Origin of the sequence: Brumimicrobium salinarum (genome assembly GCF_002844555.1) — a bacterium.
GTDB classification, from domain to species: domain Bacteria; phylum Bacteroidota; class Bacteroidia; order Flavobacteriales_D; family Crocinitomicaceae; genus Brumimicrobium; species Brumimicrobium salinarum.
In genome coordinates, this window is sequence record NZ_PJNI01000009.1 from 197,704 (window position 1) to 215,193 (window position 17,490).

A 17,490-nucleotide genomic window follows, 5' to 3' on the forward strand; every position below is an offset into this window, starting at 1 on the left:
GAATTTATGGTTTTACCATAAAATGTTGCACCGCAGTTAATACGTCACGATAGGCCCAATGAATTATTTGATCTTCTTCAATAAAAGATAAACCTCCTGCCAAAAATAAGCTTTGCACGACATCAAAAATAGCTAAATGAGCTTTACCTAATTCTGTCTTAATTTGCATTGCATCTTGTTCCAAAAGTTGGTTCTGTTTACTTCGATTCTCTGTTCTCTCAGCCAATTGATACAACCTGTTCGCTGTAGATCTTATTAAAGGTTCTAATTCATTTTTTATGATAGATGTAACCTTAGACTTACTATTTTCACGTAAACAATGTCTCATTAAACAAAGAACAACTCCTAAAAAAGAAGCACTCATGCACAAACGCGCAAACGATTGAAATGGTATATGAAAAACGCCATAATCTAAATGATTCTTAACTTCATTCATTTTAAAATCATATCCGATAGGAACTGTGGCTTTCTGTAAACTTATTCCAAATGATGAAGAGTTACGCATTCCCATGATAGGCCATTTTTCTTTAGAAAGCATCACCTGCTCTCGTGGAACAACAAATGTTTTGGGCTCTTCATCTGAGTTTTTAGCGGTGATGCTAAATAATGTAGCATGAGCAGCCCCAGTGCACTTACTCCATTGTCCTGTAATTTCAAATCCCTTTTTTACATCTTCCCAACTACCATTGACAGTTCCACTTCCAGCAATCACAGCTTTTTCGGGTGAAAATAATTTATTCGCAACTTCATCATCAAAAAATCCAGCAAACCAATTTGCTCCAGCCCCTAGATTAACTGTCCATCCCAGACCTCCTTGAATTTCAGCAATTTTCAACAACTTTCTACATCCTTCTTCCATTGAAAGTTGTAATCCATTGTAAGTTTTGGGAACAAACATTTTAAACCATTTTTCGGTATAGCATTCTTCTAGTCTATTGGTATTAAGGTGAAACTGCTGGTATTCTTGAATTGTAAATGGACTCATTTATTAATAACTTAAAGTATCAGATATTTTTTGATCATTTTCCAATCATCTTATCAATCGGATAAAATTAAGCATTGTTTTTCCTTTTGACATCATGTTTTTAATGAGAAATATGTTTGTTTCTTGTTTAGAAATGTAAAAATTTCAATTGAAAGAGAGGAAATAATACCTATTAATAATTTTTTGCAATGGATTTTAATTGATGTAGGGTAAAAGTTAATCTGAATATTCTAAAAAGTTACGAAGAAAAAATTATAAATATTTTTATTAGAACGCAAAAAAACAAATCTATTTTTTATCTTTGCGCATCTTAATTTAAGCCCAGGTGCTGAAATTGGTAGACAGGCATGGTTGAGGGCCATGTGTCCGTTAGGACGTGAGGGTTCGACTCCCTCTCTGGGCACTATCAAAAACCGTAATTAATTCATTAGCAATTGATTGCGGTTTTTTTATACTATAAAATGTACGATTTCTGTACGGTTGTCGAAATTAAAGCGGTTTACTGTAAAAAAACGAAAGGCGCAATTAAGCACCTTTCTAATTCAAAAATTAGCACGTTGGCGAACGTGCTACGACAAATATAGTAAAAACGTTCAACTAATCACAAAAACAAAATAGAACGTAAATACTTTACGAACTAAATACAATCTAAATTACTATAAGGTTTGATCTACCTACTAAGCAAGGTTTAAAGATGCTTCTTTTTATTATTATCACAACTGTATCACATGGATTTTTAAAAGTCCACATATTTTAATTTTCGTGCTTTCGCATTCATTGCACTAATAATAAAGACCTTCAGAGTACCTAAAAGGATTTGATACTATCTAAGCCAGTATTTTATTTCTTGCAAATGGTTTGCGCCTGGTCTTTTAATCCACTTTGGCCGTACCCATTCGAGTGGGCAACGTTCCGCAATTTGGTTAAAAGTCGCTGTTGTTCTTTCAATCTCTCGTTTTGTTTCTGCAATTCGTTTTCTAAGTTCTTCAATTCGTTCATAGTCTTTTATGTTATTCTCATTTGATGCGGTTATTAATTCATTTGTTTGATTCTGTGGATTGATGAAGTTTAGTTTTTCTTCTAAATCCATACTTAAAAATTCTTCTTTCTCTACATTCATAACTCATTGATTTTTAAATGTTTACCTAACCGTCTAATTATTAAGTACTTATAAGGTGTTAGCAAAATTTTAACAGATGAAAATTTCTATTTGTTAAAATCGTCTGTACGTCTTTGTTTACGGGGTTTTTAGGGATAATAGAAATTTTTAAAACCCTTAGTAAACTAATATTTTCATTATCCTTTATTTATCACTTTTATAATACCTGTTTTGAAGTCTTTTTTAACCCTAATTTCAAACCATTCTAAAACACGTTTTACACGTTCAAAACTGTAAGATTCTTTTTTGTAAACTCTCAAATCTTTCATCTTTTTACTCATTTGATTAGTTGTGAATTCTGTTTGATTCTTAGCCCATTCAGCGAACTTTATCACGGTGCTTGCTGTAACCTTGTCAGCTTTGTTTTTAGGCTCGAAAATCATTTTATTAAGTTGTAATAAAGTCAATTCATCTTTATAACTCTTATCGCTGTTTACCTTTATGCCGTCCGAAACATCCAATAAAATCGTATTGGGGTCTTCTGCTCCTAACTTCTTTAGTTTCTCATTGCGTTTAAAAAGTTTCTCAAAGTCTTTTATTTGTTTTATTACTAAAGTTTCTATTTGTGGATTTACTTTTGATTTATCCACGTAAATAGCTTTACGGATCGGATTGTCTAAAGTGTGTAAACCCAACGCTTGTAAAACCTCATCTTTGCCATAATACCAAGCCTGACCAATCAAACTTTTTATTTCATTGCGTTTATCTTTCTCATCGGTTTCTAATTGTAAAGGGGCAAAATCTTTGTTTATGGTAAACTCTAAATTGTAATTGACTTCTAAAAAGTTGATGAATTGATGAATATTGAAGAACATAAACAGTTTTTCTGTAATGCTGTACGCTAAAAAATAAGGGTTAACGGTGTTATTTTTATAAAAAAAGTCTTCATTGCTAAACACATTATTATAAGTTGTTTTCATGCTAAGCCCTGAATATTGTAAAGCTTCATCTTTTAACGCTCTCAATGTTTCTTTATAATCATAAAACGGATTGTATCGAGTTGGGTTTTGATTATTCTTTGTTCTTAAATAAAGATAGTTCTTTCGGTTGGGGTCTTCATTCCTGAACCTTGCAAAAAATTGTTTTACCGCTTCGGGTCGTGGGTTGTAATTCGTTTCTATAAATACAACGTCTGTAAAATTAGCCTGTTCTATACTTAACCCCTCATCTATTAAAGAAGTGGTTAATACTACTTTGATTTTATCGTTAAAAATTCGGTCGTGTGCTAATTCTAAAAAGTCTTTTGAAGTTTTGATTTCTTTACTTGAATGAAGCACTAAAATTTCATTGTCTTTATAGAGTTTTACCGCAACCAATTGCTTTTTAATATCTCAATCCCTTTAATATCGTTTAGGCGTATCAAAGCCTTTCCAGTAAGTTGTTTCAAATGACTTAACGCTAAATCAAAGGGGGCGCAATTTGAAAAACGAATTTCGGCTTTTGTCTTCTTTGGCTTCGCTACATCTATATTCACAAGCTTGTAACCAATAGCTTTAAATATTGCGTTGGGTGTTCCAGTTAGTCCGATAACCTTTGAACTATTCAGATGAGGTGTTAAATTAGAAATAGCATCACTTTTAAAGCTGTTTGCCGTTATTAGCTGGTGTACTTCATCCACGACAATACAATCAAACTTTGATAGTTCTAAAAGCTTTGCGCCTTGTTCATAAGTTGCCAGTACTAAATTAGCCGTCTTTGCGTCTTCATGTTCAAAGTCATCACTAAAACCGTCTAAATAGATAGCCTTGTTTCCGTACTCTTTTCGGTTTTGCTCTAAAATGATTGTAAGAGGCAAAAGGATTAATAAACGTTGGTCGGGTCTATACTTGTGAAAATCTCTAATAAATGCCGTTGTTTTTCCTTTTCCAGTTTCAGCTCTTAATATTATTTTGTTGTGCTTATCTACATAGTTTAAAACGCTTTCCAGTTGTTCAGCTACATAGTTCTTTATGGTAAAACTCTTATCGTAGCTTATTCGATAGTCAGTAAGCTTTAAATACGCTTTGAAGAACTTTTTTAGGTTATCACTCGGGCAATTCTCTTTTATGAAGTTTTGCTTTTGCTCATTGCTTAACGTCTGCAAGTCGTAACAATGTTTAAAAATTATTTCGCTTGCTTTGTCTTCATTATTAACGTTTTTCAATTCATCCAGTAAGCTTTTAGCGGTGCTTTTAACGGCTTCTTTTGTGGGTTGCTCCTCTTTATACCCTAATTCGTTTAGGTGCTTATAAAACTCGTTCCAATCGTTGTTTAATTCACAATAACAAAGTAACTGCGAAGGGCTAAACGCTTTTTGTTCTGAAAAACTCCCTGAATGATTAAAATAAACGTTTTGCGCTTCATCTATTACGCCACTTGTTGAACTTGTTGTAAATGGGTGCTTAATCCTTACTTTGTTTCCTGAACTTAAAACAACTGAAAAACCGCACCTTTGCGCAATACTTAGAATATTGTTATCATTATCAAATTGGGCTGTAAGTGTTCCGTATGCACCTTTATAATTCGTGGGCTTGTATTTCTTAACTCCATTATCAAAAGTCTTTATTTTCTCATCTACCTTATAAGTAAATTCAAACGGATTACTATTTAAGAAACGTTGTTCTTTTTGTTGGGCTAAAAAACGAACTTGTCTAAATTTACTTTGTGCATTATCGAAAGTAATACGTTCAATTCCTGTAACATTATGCAAGTACTCACTTAAATAACTTGTTATCCTTTTTCCAACCTGTAAATGCAAATCTTTATCATTCTCTAAATAGTTTGCTAATTGTGGAACATAAAGCACGCCAGCAATTCCATGACCTGAATTTGACCGCCAGCAAATAACCGATACTTTTTGAAGTTCTTCAAATATTATTTGATTGGTTTTAGAGCGCAATAGATGAGCGTTTTCTTTTTTCTTATCCTTATCCTTTACATCAATATCAAAGAATAAGTAAGGCACGTTTTTATAACAGTCAGCACCGTTAAAATTATCTTTATACAGACCTTTTAACAAACAACGGTCTTTTAATTTACCGCCGTCCGCATTGCTATATTTATTTATCAATTGTTCAAGCTTATCTAAGCTTATTAACTCCATGCCTTTAGCGCTTCGCATACTTTTTAAGTACGTAAACACTTGATCTGAATAATCTAAAGAAGAACTAACTTCTTTATGTTTAACCTCTGAAATTTCGTAATAAGTTTGAACAATTGGCGTTATGCCGTTGCTCATTACTTATCGGTTTTGTAGTTAATAATTGCATAAAATAAAGCTTTGTTTGTGGTGTAATAGTGTGCTTTTGCTCCAGTATAAGGGCAAATTTCTTTATTTGGTGTACTCACTAATAAACCCGCTTTTTCAAGTTTTCGCTTTCTTCTTGTTCCAGCTTCAACTGGTATATTTAAGGCTTCGCAAATTGCTTTATTTGTGGTCGTGAAATACCTTAGCCCTATTCGATAACGTTCGCTTTGTGTTCTATGCTTTAGTAGTTGTCCATAAGTTAAACCCGTCTTTTTTTTAATGGTTTTACGTATGTAATTAACAAGTAATTGCTTATCTTTGCCTTGCTTCTCATCCAAAGAAACTTTAAGGCTATTGATTGAATTTAATTCTTTCATAGCCTTTTTTATTTCAGTTCGGTTAAAGATTCCAACAACTCACTACGTTTGTAGTATCGACTTCCAGCAATGCCGTAACATTTAACTTTTCCTTTCTTTTGCCACCTCCATAAAGTAGGTATAGAAATTCTAAGAAGTTTTGCGGTTTCCTTTGGGGTCAATAGGTCGGTTTCATCAATAGGTTGATGAGGTTGTGGACTTCTACGGCTCTCGATTAATTCAGCCGTTCTTTGTGCAATTTGATTGATTAAACTTTCTGTATCAATCGGAGTTAAAACTACATTATTCATTTTACTATGATTTAATTTTCATAGCAAATGAACAAATTCTATTTCATTGAATATCAATAAGTTAGTTACGCAAACTGCAATATTGCAAACTACGTAATTGGCGTAATCATTTTTATTGCAATTCGGTTACAATCGGAATGAATTTATAAATTGTATCGTTATCATTAATAATAGTTTTTTCAGCAATACTTTGACTTAAATCAACGTTAAACGTGTTTTTGCTAATTAAAGGTATCTCTTTATTCTTTGCTCTTCTTGACAAGTAACCCTTATTATAAAGATCCTTAATCAAACCAGCAACAAATTTATTTCTTCCATTTGTTTCATCTTTCCAAATTAGCGTACCTTTTTCAATATAGTTTTCACCAATTAGAATATCAATAACCTTATCGTAAAGGCTTTTATCTTTGAATAAGTCTTTTTCATCTTTAAATAAGTCTTTTAAATGTTCTGCTGGGGGTTCTTGCTTTTCTTCAATTTGATGAGGTGTTGAAGTTTCTGTTTCTAACTCCTCCTTTAAATACTGTTTATATTTTAGCCACACTTCATTTTTAGTCTTACTTTCTTCAATATTACCAATAAGTCTTTTTAATAACATAGATCGGTCGTAGTTATACAATGGATAAGCAATATTATAAAAAGCCTCTTTATACGCCTCTTCATCAGACTTAAACCTATCTTTTTCATCCAAATTAATAGGTTCAACGTATTGCCATTCTTCTAAAATTAATCCACAAGCATTTTGCCAATCCTTTATACCTATTGACTCCCTAACTTGTTTTATATTATTTTCCGCTGTGATATTTCTTTCTTTTTTATTTTGATTTTTCTTACTGTTCATTTTCCAAAGTATTTAAAAGCGTCCATAGCTGTATCGGTTTCAGTTTTACGAATGTATTTTAAAAACATTTTTTCTGTGGAATGTCCTGTAATTCCAATCAGTACGCTTGTCGGAACTTTGCCGTAAAAGTTAGTTGCAAAAGAACGTCTTCCAACGTGTGAAGAAATTAATTCGTATTTAGGGTAAATTCCTTTTACCATACGATAATCATTTTTTGTCTTACTTATATTCTCGGTTATTGGTTGCTTTATAGTTCCCTGTGTTGGTTCATCAATTCCAGCCAGCTTACAAAGTTCTTTTAAGTAGTCATTATATTTTGGGTGGCTCAATGATTTAGGAAACAAGCCGTTTCTTTTATTTACAATCTCTCGGGCTTCATCTAAAAAGGGTATTGTAACTTTTTTATTTCCTTTGCGTTGTGTGAATGATAATAAATATTTGTCGTTTCGCTTCTCAATCATTGAAGCATCAAAGCGCATAAAGTCGCTAATCCTTTGCCCTGTGTAACATGAAATTAAAAGCCAATCCCGAACGTTATCTAAACGCTCATTACTGGATAAATCTAAGGCTTTGATTTGCTCCAGTTCTTCAAATGATAGGTAAACGGCTTCGGTGGGTTCTTCTTTTACTTTTAGGTTATTTAATTGCTTGTGTGTTTCAATGTCGCATTGTTCAGCATAACGGCAAATTGTTTTAATTATAGCAATATCCCCACTAATTGTATTTATTGAATAGTGTTCACTTTCGCAATAGTCAACGTACTGTTTTTTAAAGAAGTCGTTCACTTCAATAATAGAATATTTATGATTTGTAGCGTTTTCAAAGCGTTCTAACTTTGCTTTTATTACTTTGATTTTCTGAATACGGTTATTTGTTAAATCGTTGCCTTTTACGCTCAAATAATAGTCAAAGAATGGTATTAACTTAGTTGGAACTTTAACGGTTTGTTTGGGGTTGTAATAGCGTTCTAATTGATTCTTTAGCCAATCTTTATCGACCTCATCAATATTGGTTTTATCGAAGTTCTTTAATAGATAGTTTTCCAGCTTTAAAAGTTCAGCTTTGATTTCTGTTTGATAGTTCTTTAAATCAATGTCATTTATACGCTGTTTGTTGTGGTGGTTCTTCCAATAATCTTTTGATACGATTGTTTTTGTTTTCCCTCCGATAACTTTGTCTTTGCCATCGTGGGCAAATAATAGCCTAAAATTTAAAGGTGCTTCATTTCGAGCGGAACGATAAAGAAAATTGATTGTTGCCATTTGCCTAATTTTTGAATTAGTACAAATATAAAAAATCTGTACGGTTTCTGTACGGTTAATTGATATTAATTGTAATTGATTGAAATAAGAAGAAGCAAAGAACAAACACACAACCCAACAATAACAAGGGGTAAAGTACGTTTATTAATTTCAAAGGTTTTTGTACGATTTCAATATTATTACTCCCTCTCTGGGCACTATCCAAAACCGTAATTGATTCATTAGTAATTGATTGCGGTTTTCTTATACTATAAAGCTTTGATGGGATCAAGACTAGTTGTTGGGGATTAAGCATAAGTATTTGTCAATCTGTTTAAAAAATATTCAACATTTTATATTCTCCTATATCTTGACCTAAAAGTTTTTTATAATTTTAGAGTAAATTATATCATTAAACTTTAAGCATAAAAGTGGTTAAAACCACACCTTACCCAATTTTTGAGACTGATCCAAAAAAGACTTTTCTCCAACCTTTCTATCATCTCATCAAATACATCTTGCCCCAATTCTTTTTGAAATATTGATCAGCACCCGTAGAACGATGTTTTATATCCTCTCCATCAATTTTCGCTTTTACACGATATAAATAAACACCATTAGCTAGAGGATCTCCAAATTCATCGCGACCATCCCAAGCATATTCAGATATATTTCTTCCGATCCGGATAAATCCCAGCTCATCCTCTGTAATTTCTCGCACAATTCGACCAGTAACTGTCATAATCTGAATAATCATTTCATCGGGAACCTTGGAGCCTGTCAAAGTAAAAACAAAACGGGTTTGTGTAGAAAATGGATTAGGATAATTCATTAAGTGGGTAATTGTAGAGGCTAAAATAACCTCAAATGAAATTCGATACTCTAGTTTTCCAGAAAGGTTTCCTGATTGATCTGATCCTTGCACCATTAACTCATAGGTTCCAGAAGTTTCAAATTCGGCATTATAAATGATTTTAAATTTTAAGTTTTCTGCATCAGCAGGTATCCACATAAGGTTTTCTTCTCCGTCTGCATTTGTGAAAGGAATACGTTTTTGAACACCGTCTGGAGAAGTTAAGAAGATCCCAAAATGAGAAGTATCCGCGTCTTCATTCATGACCAAAAAAGGATTATCATCCGTCAAACTCATTACAATTTCAGCATTAGGACTTACAATATCTCCATTGAGGATGTGCGTACCATCAAAGGTAACATCCAAAATTGGGTTTACATCATCTGTTTTTAAATCAAAAGGAATCTGGAGTAAGTTGTTAAAATGCGCTTGTTCTGGCTGATCTTTTATTTCGTTATTTACTCCTTTATTATAGGGATTTACTTCCATCCACAAAGTATTAGCGCCGCCTAAACCATTCGTTGAAAAGGTAATGGTATCCCGCAAAACTTCATCTACTCTTAGAGAGTCGCTTCGTTGATAATCAATGATGTGTTTCACTTGATTCTTATCTGTAATCCAATAATTAACAAGTAGAGAATCCATAGGTAAATCACTAATATTTTTAACATCTACAGCGAACGCCATTTCAACTCCCTCTTGTAAGGAATCATTAGAATTTGGCAAAAACGTAACTCCTCGCGTTCCGTCTATTGCGGCTTCAGGCACTTTATCGTATAATACATGCCATCGGTCAACCTGTGCTGGAGTTAAAGTAATATCATCAAAATAATTAGCCTGGAGTTGCAAATATGGATATTGTTCCGCAGGGATAAGGTTATTCAAATTAAGTATAGAATCGTTGTGCGTAAAAACTGTATCAATTTCTACCGCTACTTGCTGACTGGCATTCAATCCACGAATAAGCAATTGTGTAGAATCATTACTTGGATTTTCAAGACTATTTTGTTTCCAATACAAGGTGTTCCAGTTTAGTGCCGGCCCAATAATAGTCGAAGATTCAACGCCATTTCCTACAGCGCCCGTAAATGATTTACTCGCTGAAATAAACTCTCCAGCAGTTTGCGCATGAACGATTGTTGCTGAGGATGGGTCTCCTTTTTTAACAATTAAAATAAAAGCGCGCTCTGGTGCTGTTGGCGAAATTCCTGTAGCTCCTAAATTCGAGAGCGTCGTAAATAAATTTGGATATAAACTTTGCCATTGATTATATAAGGCCCTACCTGTGGTGTAAATCACAAGATAATGCCCATTAGGGACTTCATTTTCAATCATATTTTCAAAAGCTTGTAATTGAGCAGTTGAATTTTGTCTAAAAATAAAATAATACTCAATTCTATTTCGACATGAAGCGCCATTATTAACATTTCCAAATTGGTGGTCCGAATTAACTCCATTATTAAATGTTCCCCAAGGTTCTGTACTTGAAGGACCAACCACACCTACGTGCAAAGAAGGAGTTGTTGTACATAAACCATATTCAGCATTCTGCCCATTTAACTGCCATAAAGTTGCATTGTATTTAGCAACCGAATTCGCATTGTCATACACCTGTGCTGACACTTCTGTTTGTTGCGGTTGAAAATTTCGTTTACGTTGTGCTCTATCATAGGCTACACCGTTAAAACCTCCATTTTTAAATTGAAAAAAATGATCTTGTCCCCAGCCAGATTTCCCGTTGATATATTGAAAAGAATGTTCTCGCCAATTAAGTACAGAAGAATCGACTGCTACACGCCAAAAATATGCTGTACTATCTGTTAAAACTAATTCTTCATTCATATTATTCGTGCTGTTTCTCCAATCCGATGGAAACACTTCTTTAACTCCACCTAATCCACTTTTAATGGCATATTTTTTAAATGGACTATTAAATAAGTCTGTGGTATCAATTTCAAAACGATACGTATTAAAATTTGCGATCGGGTTTATAGTTGAAGCTTTTAAAACCACTGAATCATTTGGCACAACAGCATAATCATAAGGTAAAACGGGAACAATCCCTTCAATATTGATAAAGAAATTTGTGCTCACCTCATTATTCCCCATTTCATCGTATTGCTCTGGAACAAAAGAAGGCAAATCTGCTTGAATAATAAACTGATTCATACCTGAAGCTATATCAGCTTGCAAGGGCATTTTAAAAATAATTGTATCTCGATAGTCCAACCCTTCAATTGAAATATTATAAACAGAATCAACTGTTGACATTGGAAAACGGCGTGTAATAGTTAGAGCAAAAGTGTCAGTTATACTTCTACCTATATTTGTCAATGCGATATTTACTGCGATTGAGTCTGTTGTAAGGTCAATAGTTGCAGGTGAAAAGAATATATCTTGGGCTGTCAAATCGATCTCAGGCTTGGCATGCCAATTTAAACGCAACATCGGATCTCCGTGCAATATCATCTGAAGCGCTGTTACTTCGGTTAAAAATCCAGGATTTACATTTTCTAAATTATTAATGGTCGCATTCATTTGTTCCCCCATGCTGGCGCTATAGTTTTCTGGACTCATTTGTCGATATAATTCGGACGAATACATATTTAGATAAGATGCGTACCCTAACTTTGTGGAAGACAAGAATCCAATTGATCCTAAATCTTCAATTAAAACAAATTTTTCTGCGGTAGATGAGTTTCCATTTTTAAAAATATCTCCTGTGTAACATCCATTTCCAATCACCATTGGGTATTTTCCTGAATTCCTCCAGTTTTCAGGTTCGTCAACATTCTGATCAAAGCCATCAGCTGAAGCATGACCAAAGAAAGTCATTAAAGAAACACCATTTTCAAGTGACTCATTAACTTGAGAAGATTGAACAGGATTGAAGGGATTAGAAGTTTCTTTAAAATAAGAATTTACATTTCCTCCATAATCAGGACCTTCAATTGTATTCTTCATACCATTGAGGTAACTCTTTAGCAGATCTTGTTCTGATGAATTAATCCCACCTCCAAAATGCAGCACTTGTTTTTGCCATTCCTTATTTGGCTTATTGTACACTGCATTTTGATTTTGAGCGGCTTCATAAATTTGAATCTTATTGAGATACAACAATAATTCAGCATTGTTTTTAGCAGCAATTCTTCCTGTTGGAATAGCAGGTGTAAAGCTCGTGGATCCATTCCATTTAGCAGTAATACATAAGTCACTCGATGGGTTTCCATAACTCGGCACTAAATTTAATGCATTTACCACACTATTTTTTCGGGGCGCACCACTTGAGTTTGTATTGGGATCGCTGGCTTCTGAGATTCCCTTCCCTGCAATAAAAAGCGCTTTGGGCTTTAAAACCGCTAAATTATAAATGTGCTGTATCGCTCTTCTACTGCCCAGTATATGTTTTGGAACTCCACCTCCATATTGCAGCCAAGCATCGGTTACTTCACATCGAATCACGTTATTGCCACCACCATTAGCAGACTCTCTATAATTAGCATATTGCGTAACAGAACTCTCCATTACTTGATTATAAAGTAAAATATAAGCCTCTTCAAGATTCATTGAGGCGTAATCCACAAAGTTCCCTGTGCCATTAACAGCCACAATTTTATTCACTGTGTTAATCTCGGAATCACTAGCAAGAATCAAACGTTGTGTATTGCCATTACTCGAATTAGGAACAAGTCCATTCCATGTTCCACTTATATTCTCAAAAGGTATTTTTCGGGCAACGCCTCCGCCTAAAACATAAGCGCTTGGATTGTTTAAATTAGGATTCGTAATTGAAAGTTTAATTTTTGCTTGTCCTTGTTCATTTTTCAATTCCCAATCAATAAATGAAGCGTTTGAAGTGGTCGTTCTCGGATATTTTAGTGAAACATAACTAACAGACTGATAATCTGTGGCCGCACCTTGATCTCCAATTATTTTAAAATATACATTTGTAGAACCTGGTGATAATTCTGAGGATGCAATATTTTTATTTACAACAGTTTGCCGAAACCCTGTAAAAACCTCATCATAAAGCTGTAAATTACTCCCTCCAATTTCCCAACGCAAATGATGATTGCCAGTTCCGGTAAATGAAGCGTTAGAGTTAGCATTCGACTTAGCGTGGAACAAAGCATCTGGTGCATTAGGACCTGTATATACCCGAGGAGTTGGTACAGGAATTGTCAAAGAAAAATTCGAAGCTCCGTTATAGTTAGCACTTCCCCACCCTTCTCCTGGAGAGAAAAAAGAACTGTAAGAAGAATATGCAGAATAACCGCCATAATATTGGTTGTTATAGTTAGTTTCACTAAGTGCCAAAACATAAGGCGCTGCGGTATAGATGGAGAAATTCACATCTGTTTCATTCACATATCTTTGCGTAGGCCCTGTGGTCCATGTTAAAAAATAGTATAATGTATCACTATACAAAGAATACGCAGGATTACCAATATCAGTAGGTTGATCGTAAAGTAAAGAATCCAACCAGCCATCATTTTTTTCTGCAAAAAACTCAATATACTCCCCTGGATTGATGTTATTATCACCTCCATCATTTACGTAAATAGGAATTTCTTTTTGCTTTCCAAAAATTTGAAACTGATTGCTACCTATACTTGCAACAGGAATTCCTGCATCAATTAAAGTTTGATAAGTGATTTGATAAACGCCAGTTTCGACAATGGGAAACTGATAATACTTCTGACTATGCGTCACCCATTCATTGCCGTAAGGCTGCGCCAATGAAAAAAAGGCACTCCAAAACAACAAAAAGGAAAGAATCTGCTTCATAATTTGTGATAACTGTACGCAAAATAAGAATTTCTGTGCTTATTTGAAACCAAATTTAAGCGAAACTACATGAGAAAACAATGCTTCTGATTGATTTCCAATATTTGTAAAAGCATAATCCAAAGTAATTCCTTTAAAAGTAACTCCTAATCCAACATTTGGTTGAAACACTAGGGACTGACTATCGTCAAAGTTTTTTACATATTGGAAGTTATTTATACCTGTTCTTATGGCAACGATATTTCTCCATCCAATTTCTAGCCCAGCCATAGGATCAATACTAACAAGCCCTGATTTTATCAAGGTGTTTCTCTTACCATCTGTTGTAATTACAGCATTAATTTCAGGCGATATAGTAATGTCTTGCCAACCAATATCAAACTTACGTTTAGCAGCTAAAATCAACCTAGGCATTGTTAATTCTAAACCATTTTCTGGAATTTCATTTCCTGTTTCTAAGAAAACTTCTTGCATATCTGTGTCGAGATTAAAAATCCAAGCATTAAAAGTTGATGTTATATCTCTTGCCATTGCTCCAAAATACCATTTATCATTGATCTTATATTGGAGTCCCGCATCAAGTCCAAACCCCCAACTTCTTGCAAATTCTCCTGCACGTCGATGGATTACTTTAACCGTTCCGCCCACACTCAAACCTTCAACACCAAGTTTCCGACCGTATGAAAATAAAAATCCATAATCTGCTGCGGTAAAAGTGGTTATTCTATCGTAATCAATATTGCCCTCATTATCGATGAGCTGAGTAGTATTTGGAATATTATCCACTCCAAATCTAATGGCCGCAAAACCAATTGAGCTTTTATCATCAATGCTATGCGCCAATCCCAAATAATCATATTTCGCAATGCCAGCAAAGTATTCTGAATGCATTAAACCAACATCTAACTTTTTATTTACACCCGTTAATCCGGCAGGATTCCAATAAACAGAGGTCACATCATTCACACCTGCAACGATTGAATTCCCCATTCCTAAGGCACGTGCACCAACACCAATTTGCAAGAACTCATTGGAATATTTCGGCGCAATGGTTTCATCTTGTGCTAGCACATGCTCACTCAAAATGAGTAAAAACAGTAGCAAAAACAAATAACTTCTTTTCATAATCAATGTAAAAGCGAAACTTTGATAGAATTATTGTGTAAAATTATAACTTTTATTAACAGTAAGATGGAATAAGAGAAGAGTAAAATGAAAAATATAAAATAATTCGTTTCTTTGCAAACATGTTTACAGTAGCAAATATTCTTACAGGCTTCAATTTACTCTTTGGAGTGTCGAGTATTGTCTTTACTTTTTCGGGAAGGATAGAATGGGCTGTTATGGCAATTATTGCAGGTGCATTGTGTGACTTTCTCGATGGATTTGTAGCGCGTTTAATGAAACAACAAGGAGAATTAGGCAAACAGTTAGATTCTCTTGCTGATATGGTAACATTTGGAGTCGCTCCTGGTCTTATTGTGTTTATTTTGCTTATTATTTCAGGTGCTTGGGATATTATTGCAATTAATGATGGAATGTTAGACGACTTATGGTCGGAAGGAACGTTAGGCAACAACATTCATTATTGGACCTCTGTTTACCTTAACGATTTGGTCGGAAATAATTCAGCTATATACCCTACCCATTTCTACGGATGGTATAAAGTAATGCCTTTCTTTGCTCTTATTATTCCGTTTTTAAGTTTGTTCAGATTAGCAAAATTTAATCTTGACGAAAGACAGGCCACAGGTTTTATAGGCTTACCAACACCCGCCAATAGTTTATTCTTTGCATCATTCGCTTTATTGATTTGGGATGGATTTGGCCAAGATAATTGGAAAACTGTCCTTTCAATGACTTTTCTTAAAGACCAAATACTGCTTACATTTGTTATTCTCTTCTCATTACTTCTCGTAGCAGAAATCCCATTATTTGCCCTAAAATTCACCACCTTCAAATGGCAAGGGAACCAACTCAGATACTCTTTCCTAGCTGCATCTTTAATTCTAATAATTGCATTGTGGGTTTGGGCAATTCCAATTATTGTAATACTTTATATTGTTTTATCGGTATTGAACAGAGTAGTTCAAAAATAAAAAGTATGAATTGAAGGTTTTTAATCCATCGTTGATCATTAAGCTTTATAATTTTAATCTCTTTTATTTTTTAAACAGCTTTCAGGAAATTCTTTTCGTTGTAGACAAGGAACTATGTTTGGAGATTTAAAGTCACGAGAAGTTGTGCTGAATCTTGCAGCAGGGGATTTATATATGGAGACCCAAGACCACGAGAAGCTGCGCCTGTTCGCGCGGTAGCTTGAGACTTTTCATAGCTGACCAATATTGGAACTCCCTGCTCTACCGTTTGCTCTTCAAAAGCTATGCTTTTTCTTGTTGCGGAGTTATGTGGAGTGTGCATTTAATTATTTGCATACGGGAAGTTTTTTCCAACCCACTTTGGGTGGTAAGCCCATACATGATTTATATTCTTTATCTTCTATAATAATACTTTTTTCAGGTTTAGAGGGGAGGAATTTAATGACGATTGTGTCTCCGATTTGATGTCTATTAAAATATTCCTGATTAACATCAAATTCATTTATATATGTTTTACCTCCAATTATAAATTCATATGTAAAACTCCTAACGCTTTGCCTGCCAACAAACTCATCATTAATGATAGAATATGAGAAATTCCCATTTCTTAGAATATTCTCTTTTCTGTTATTAAACATAATGCTTCCAATAACAACAAATGTTATCATCCCCGATATAAATAATATTGCTATAATATTACCTACCTTTCTTTTCATAATATCTACTTATTCCATACTGAGAGAATTGAGAAGATGGCAGTGTTAATCCTTCTATAAGAGCATTGTTTATTCCTGTTTTTCCCAACTGATTTTTGAATAAATCTGATTTTTTACCAAATCCGATACCTATAGTGCTATTAAATAAAAATTGTTGTCCATCGATTCCGTTTCCTAAATAATTAAATTCATTATTAAGGGTTAATACCCCCCGCTACCGCGAGATTTTATCTCGTGGTTGTCTGAATCCTTTACTTTACTTCTTCTAAAGTACAAATTTTTAAATTATTCGTTGATAAAGTCGCTGAAATAGATTGTTTTAGTAATAGTTTTTTTAGATTATGATTCTTGAAAGAGTTTTTTGTATGGATATCCAAGGCCACGAGAAGCTGCGCTAAATCTCGCGGCATCTTGGGAATTGTTTTTCATTTGCTCTATGGTAAATTGAATCTCATATATTTGAATGTTATCTATAGTTCCTTGAGCAGCTATTCTCTCGCTAAAAAAGTCCTGTTTTAATGCTCTAAAGGCATCTTTGGGAATTTCAGCTTAAACACAAAGTTTTGGAAAGACTCTTTATTTTAATAAATATTCACAATCTGGCTCTGTTTCTTCGTACTCTATTACTTCTCCATTAGCTTTATATAGTTTTAGAATCCTTGAATTTTCCTTTTTGTAAAGGCTATCACCTATGACAGATTCTTTATAAATTTTCCTTTCTAAACCAGAAATCATAGGTCTTCGAGTATTATTGTTAAATAAAATTGTTCTAAAATTATGATTCTTTTTATCAATATATTTATCATTGATTCTTCCAATAATATTTTCTTTAATAAACCATTCTTTTGAAGGAGTACAATCACCTCTATACCAAACTGAACCAAAACCAATAGAAAGCATTAGAATAATTAATGC

General features: G+C 33.9%; 14 protein-coding genes and 1 tRNA gene. 2 read left to right on the plus strand and 13 right to left on the minus strand.

Going from position 1 to position 17,490, the window contains the following annotated elements:
- Positions 1–4: 4 nt before the first annotated feature.
- Positions 5–985, minus strand: coding sequence for an acyl-CoA dehydrogenase family protein (locus CW751_RS09685; RefSeq protein WP_101334802.1), 981 nt, complete (start codon positions 983–985; stop codon positions 5–7).
- Positions 986–1,304: 319 nt separating this feature from the next.
- Here CW751_RS09685 and CW751_RS09690 point away from each other — a divergent pair.
- Positions 1,305–1,388: transfer RNA gene (locus tag CW751_RS09690), tRNA-Leu, on the plus strand.
- Positions 1,389–1,808: 420 nt separating this feature from the next.
- Here CW751_RS09690 and CW751_RS09695 read toward each other — a convergent pair.
- From CW751_RS09695 to CW751_RS09735, 9 genes are all read right to left on the minus strand, one after another.
- Positions 1,809–2,105, minus strand: a complete 297-nt coding sequence (locus tag CW751_RS09695) for a hypothetical protein (RefSeq protein WP_101334803.1) — start codon at positions 2,103–2,105, stop codon at positions 1,809–1,811.
- Positions 2,106–2,281: 176 nt separating this feature from the next.
- On the minus strand, positions 2,282–3,460 hold the full coding sequence (locus tag CW751_RS09700; protein WP_101334804.1) for a hypothetical protein: 1,179 nt from the start codon (positions 3,458–3,460) through the stop codon (positions 2,282–2,284).
- Positions 3,448–5,361, minus strand: coding sequence for a DEAD/DEAH box helicase family protein (locus CW751_RS09705; RefSeq protein WP_101334805.1), 1,914 nt, complete (start codon positions 5,359–5,361; stop codon positions 3,448–3,450). Before CW751_RS09705 ends, CW751_RS09700 begins: the two co-directional genes overlap by 13 nt.
- Positions 5,361–5,747: a hypothetical protein gene (locus CW751_RS09710; protein ID WP_101334806.1), complete on the minus strand. Its 387-nt coding sequence runs from the start codon at positions 5,745–5,747 to the stop codon at positions 5,361–5,363. Before CW751_RS09710 ends, CW751_RS09705 begins: the two co-directional genes overlap by 1 nt.
- A gap of 8 nt (positions 5,748–5,755) precedes the next feature.
- Complete coding sequence (locus CW751_RS09715) at positions 5,756–6,037, minus strand: helix-turn-helix domain-containing protein (RefSeq protein WP_101334807.1); 282 nt, start codon at positions 6,035–6,037, stop codon at positions 5,756–5,758.
- Positions 6,038–6,149: 112 nt separating this feature from the next.
- Positions 6,150–6,878, minus strand: a complete 729-nt coding sequence (locus tag CW751_RS09720) for a hypothetical protein (protein WP_101334808.1) — start codon at positions 6,876–6,878, stop codon at positions 6,150–6,152.
- Positions 6,875–8,140, minus strand: a complete 1,266-nt coding sequence (locus CW751_RS09725) for a site-specific integrase (protein ID WP_101334809.1) — start codon at positions 8,138–8,140, stop codon at positions 6,875–6,877. Before CW751_RS09725 ends, CW751_RS09720 begins: the two co-directional genes overlap by 4 nt.
- Before the next feature lie 478 nt (positions 8,141–8,618).
- Entirely contained in the window at positions 8,619–13,760 is a 5,142-nt protein-coding gene (porU2, locus tag CW751_RS09730) for a putative type IX secretion system sortase PorU2 (RefSeq protein WP_101334810.1), read from the minus strand.
- A gap of 39 nt (positions 13,761–13,799) precedes the next feature.
- Positions 13,800–14,885, minus strand: a complete 1,086-nt coding sequence (locus CW751_RS09735; RefSeq protein WP_133122192.1) for a putative type IX sorting system protein PorV2 — start codon at positions 14,883–14,885, stop codon at positions 13,800–13,802.
- Positions 14,886–15,007: 122 nt separating this feature from the next.
- Between CW751_RS09735 and CW751_RS09740 the strand changes: the two genes are divergently transcribed.
- On the plus strand, positions 15,008–15,859 hold the full coding sequence (locus tag CW751_RS09740; RefSeq protein WP_101334811.1) for a CDP-alcohol phosphatidyltransferase family protein: 852 nt from the start codon (positions 15,008–15,010) through the stop codon (positions 15,857–15,859).
- 112 nt (positions 15,860–15,971) lie between these two features.
- On the opposite strand, the gene CW751_RS09745 is transcribed toward CW751_RS09740, so the two are convergent.
- From CW751_RS09745 to CW751_RS15440, 3 genes are all read right to left on the minus strand, one after another.
- Entirely contained in the window at positions 15,972–16,181 is a 210-nt protein-coding gene (locus CW751_RS09745) for a hypothetical protein (RefSeq protein ID WP_101334812.1), read from the minus strand.
- Between the two features lie 4 nt (positions 16,182–16,185).
- On the minus strand, positions 16,186–16,575 hold the full coding sequence (locus CW751_RS09750; protein ID WP_101334813.1) for a hypothetical protein: 390 nt from the start codon (positions 16,573–16,575) through the stop codon (positions 16,186–16,188).
- 576 nt (positions 16,576–17,151) lie between these two features.
- A partial coding sequence (locus CW751_RS15440) for a hypothetical protein (RefSeq protein ID WP_205677812.1) occupies positions 17,152–17,490 on the minus strand: 339 nt, incomplete at its 5' end.

Bases quoted from the DNA above. Each gene is read 5' to 3' on its own strand.
- CW751_RS09685 (WP_101334802.1), bottom strand. From the start codon at position 985: ATGAGTCCATTTACAATTCAAGAATACCAGCAGTTTCACCTTAATACC.
- CW751_RS09695 (WP_101334803.1), bottom strand. From the start codon at position 2,105: ATGAATGTAGAGAAAGAAGAATTTTTAAGTATGGATTTAGAAGAAAAA.
- CW751_RS09705 (WP_101334805.1), bottom strand. From the start codon at position 5,361: ATGAGCAACGGCATAACGCCAATTGTTCAAACTTATTACGAAATTTCA.
- CW751_RS09710 (WP_101334806.1), bottom strand. From the start codon at position 5,747: ATGAAAGAATTAAATTCAATCAATAGCCTTAAAGTTTCTTTGGATGAG.
- CW751_RS09715 (WP_101334807.1), bottom strand. From the start codon at position 6,037: ATGAATAATGTAGTTTTAACTCCGATTGATACAGAAAGTTTAATCAAT.
- CW751_RS09720 (WP_101334808.1), bottom strand. From the start codon at position 6,878: ATGAACAGTAAGAAAAATCAAAATAAAAAAGAAAGAAATATCACAGCG.
- CW751_RS09725 (WP_101334809.1), bottom strand. From the start codon at position 8,140: ATGGCAACAATCAATTTTCTTTATCGTTCCGCTCGAAATGAAGCACCT.
- porU2 (WP_101334810.1), bottom strand. From the start codon at position 13,760: ATGAAGCAGATTCTTTCCTTTTTGTTGTTTTGGAGTGCCTTTTTTTCA.
- CW751_RS09735 (WP_133122192.1), bottom strand. From the start codon at position 14,885: ATGAAAAGAAGTTATTTGTTTTTGCTACTGTTTTTACTCATTTTGAGT.
- CW751_RS09740 (WP_101334811.1), top strand. From the start codon at position 15,008: ATGTTTACAGTAGCAAATATTCTTACAGGCTTCAATTTACTCTTTGGA.
- CW751_RS09745 (WP_101334812.1), bottom strand. From the start codon at position 16,181: ATGCACACTCCACATAACTCCGCAACAAGAAAAAGCATAGCTTTTGAA.
- CW751_RS09750 (WP_101334813.1), bottom strand. From the start codon at position 16,575: ATGAAAAGAAAGGTAGGTAATATTATAGCAATATTATTTATATCGGGG.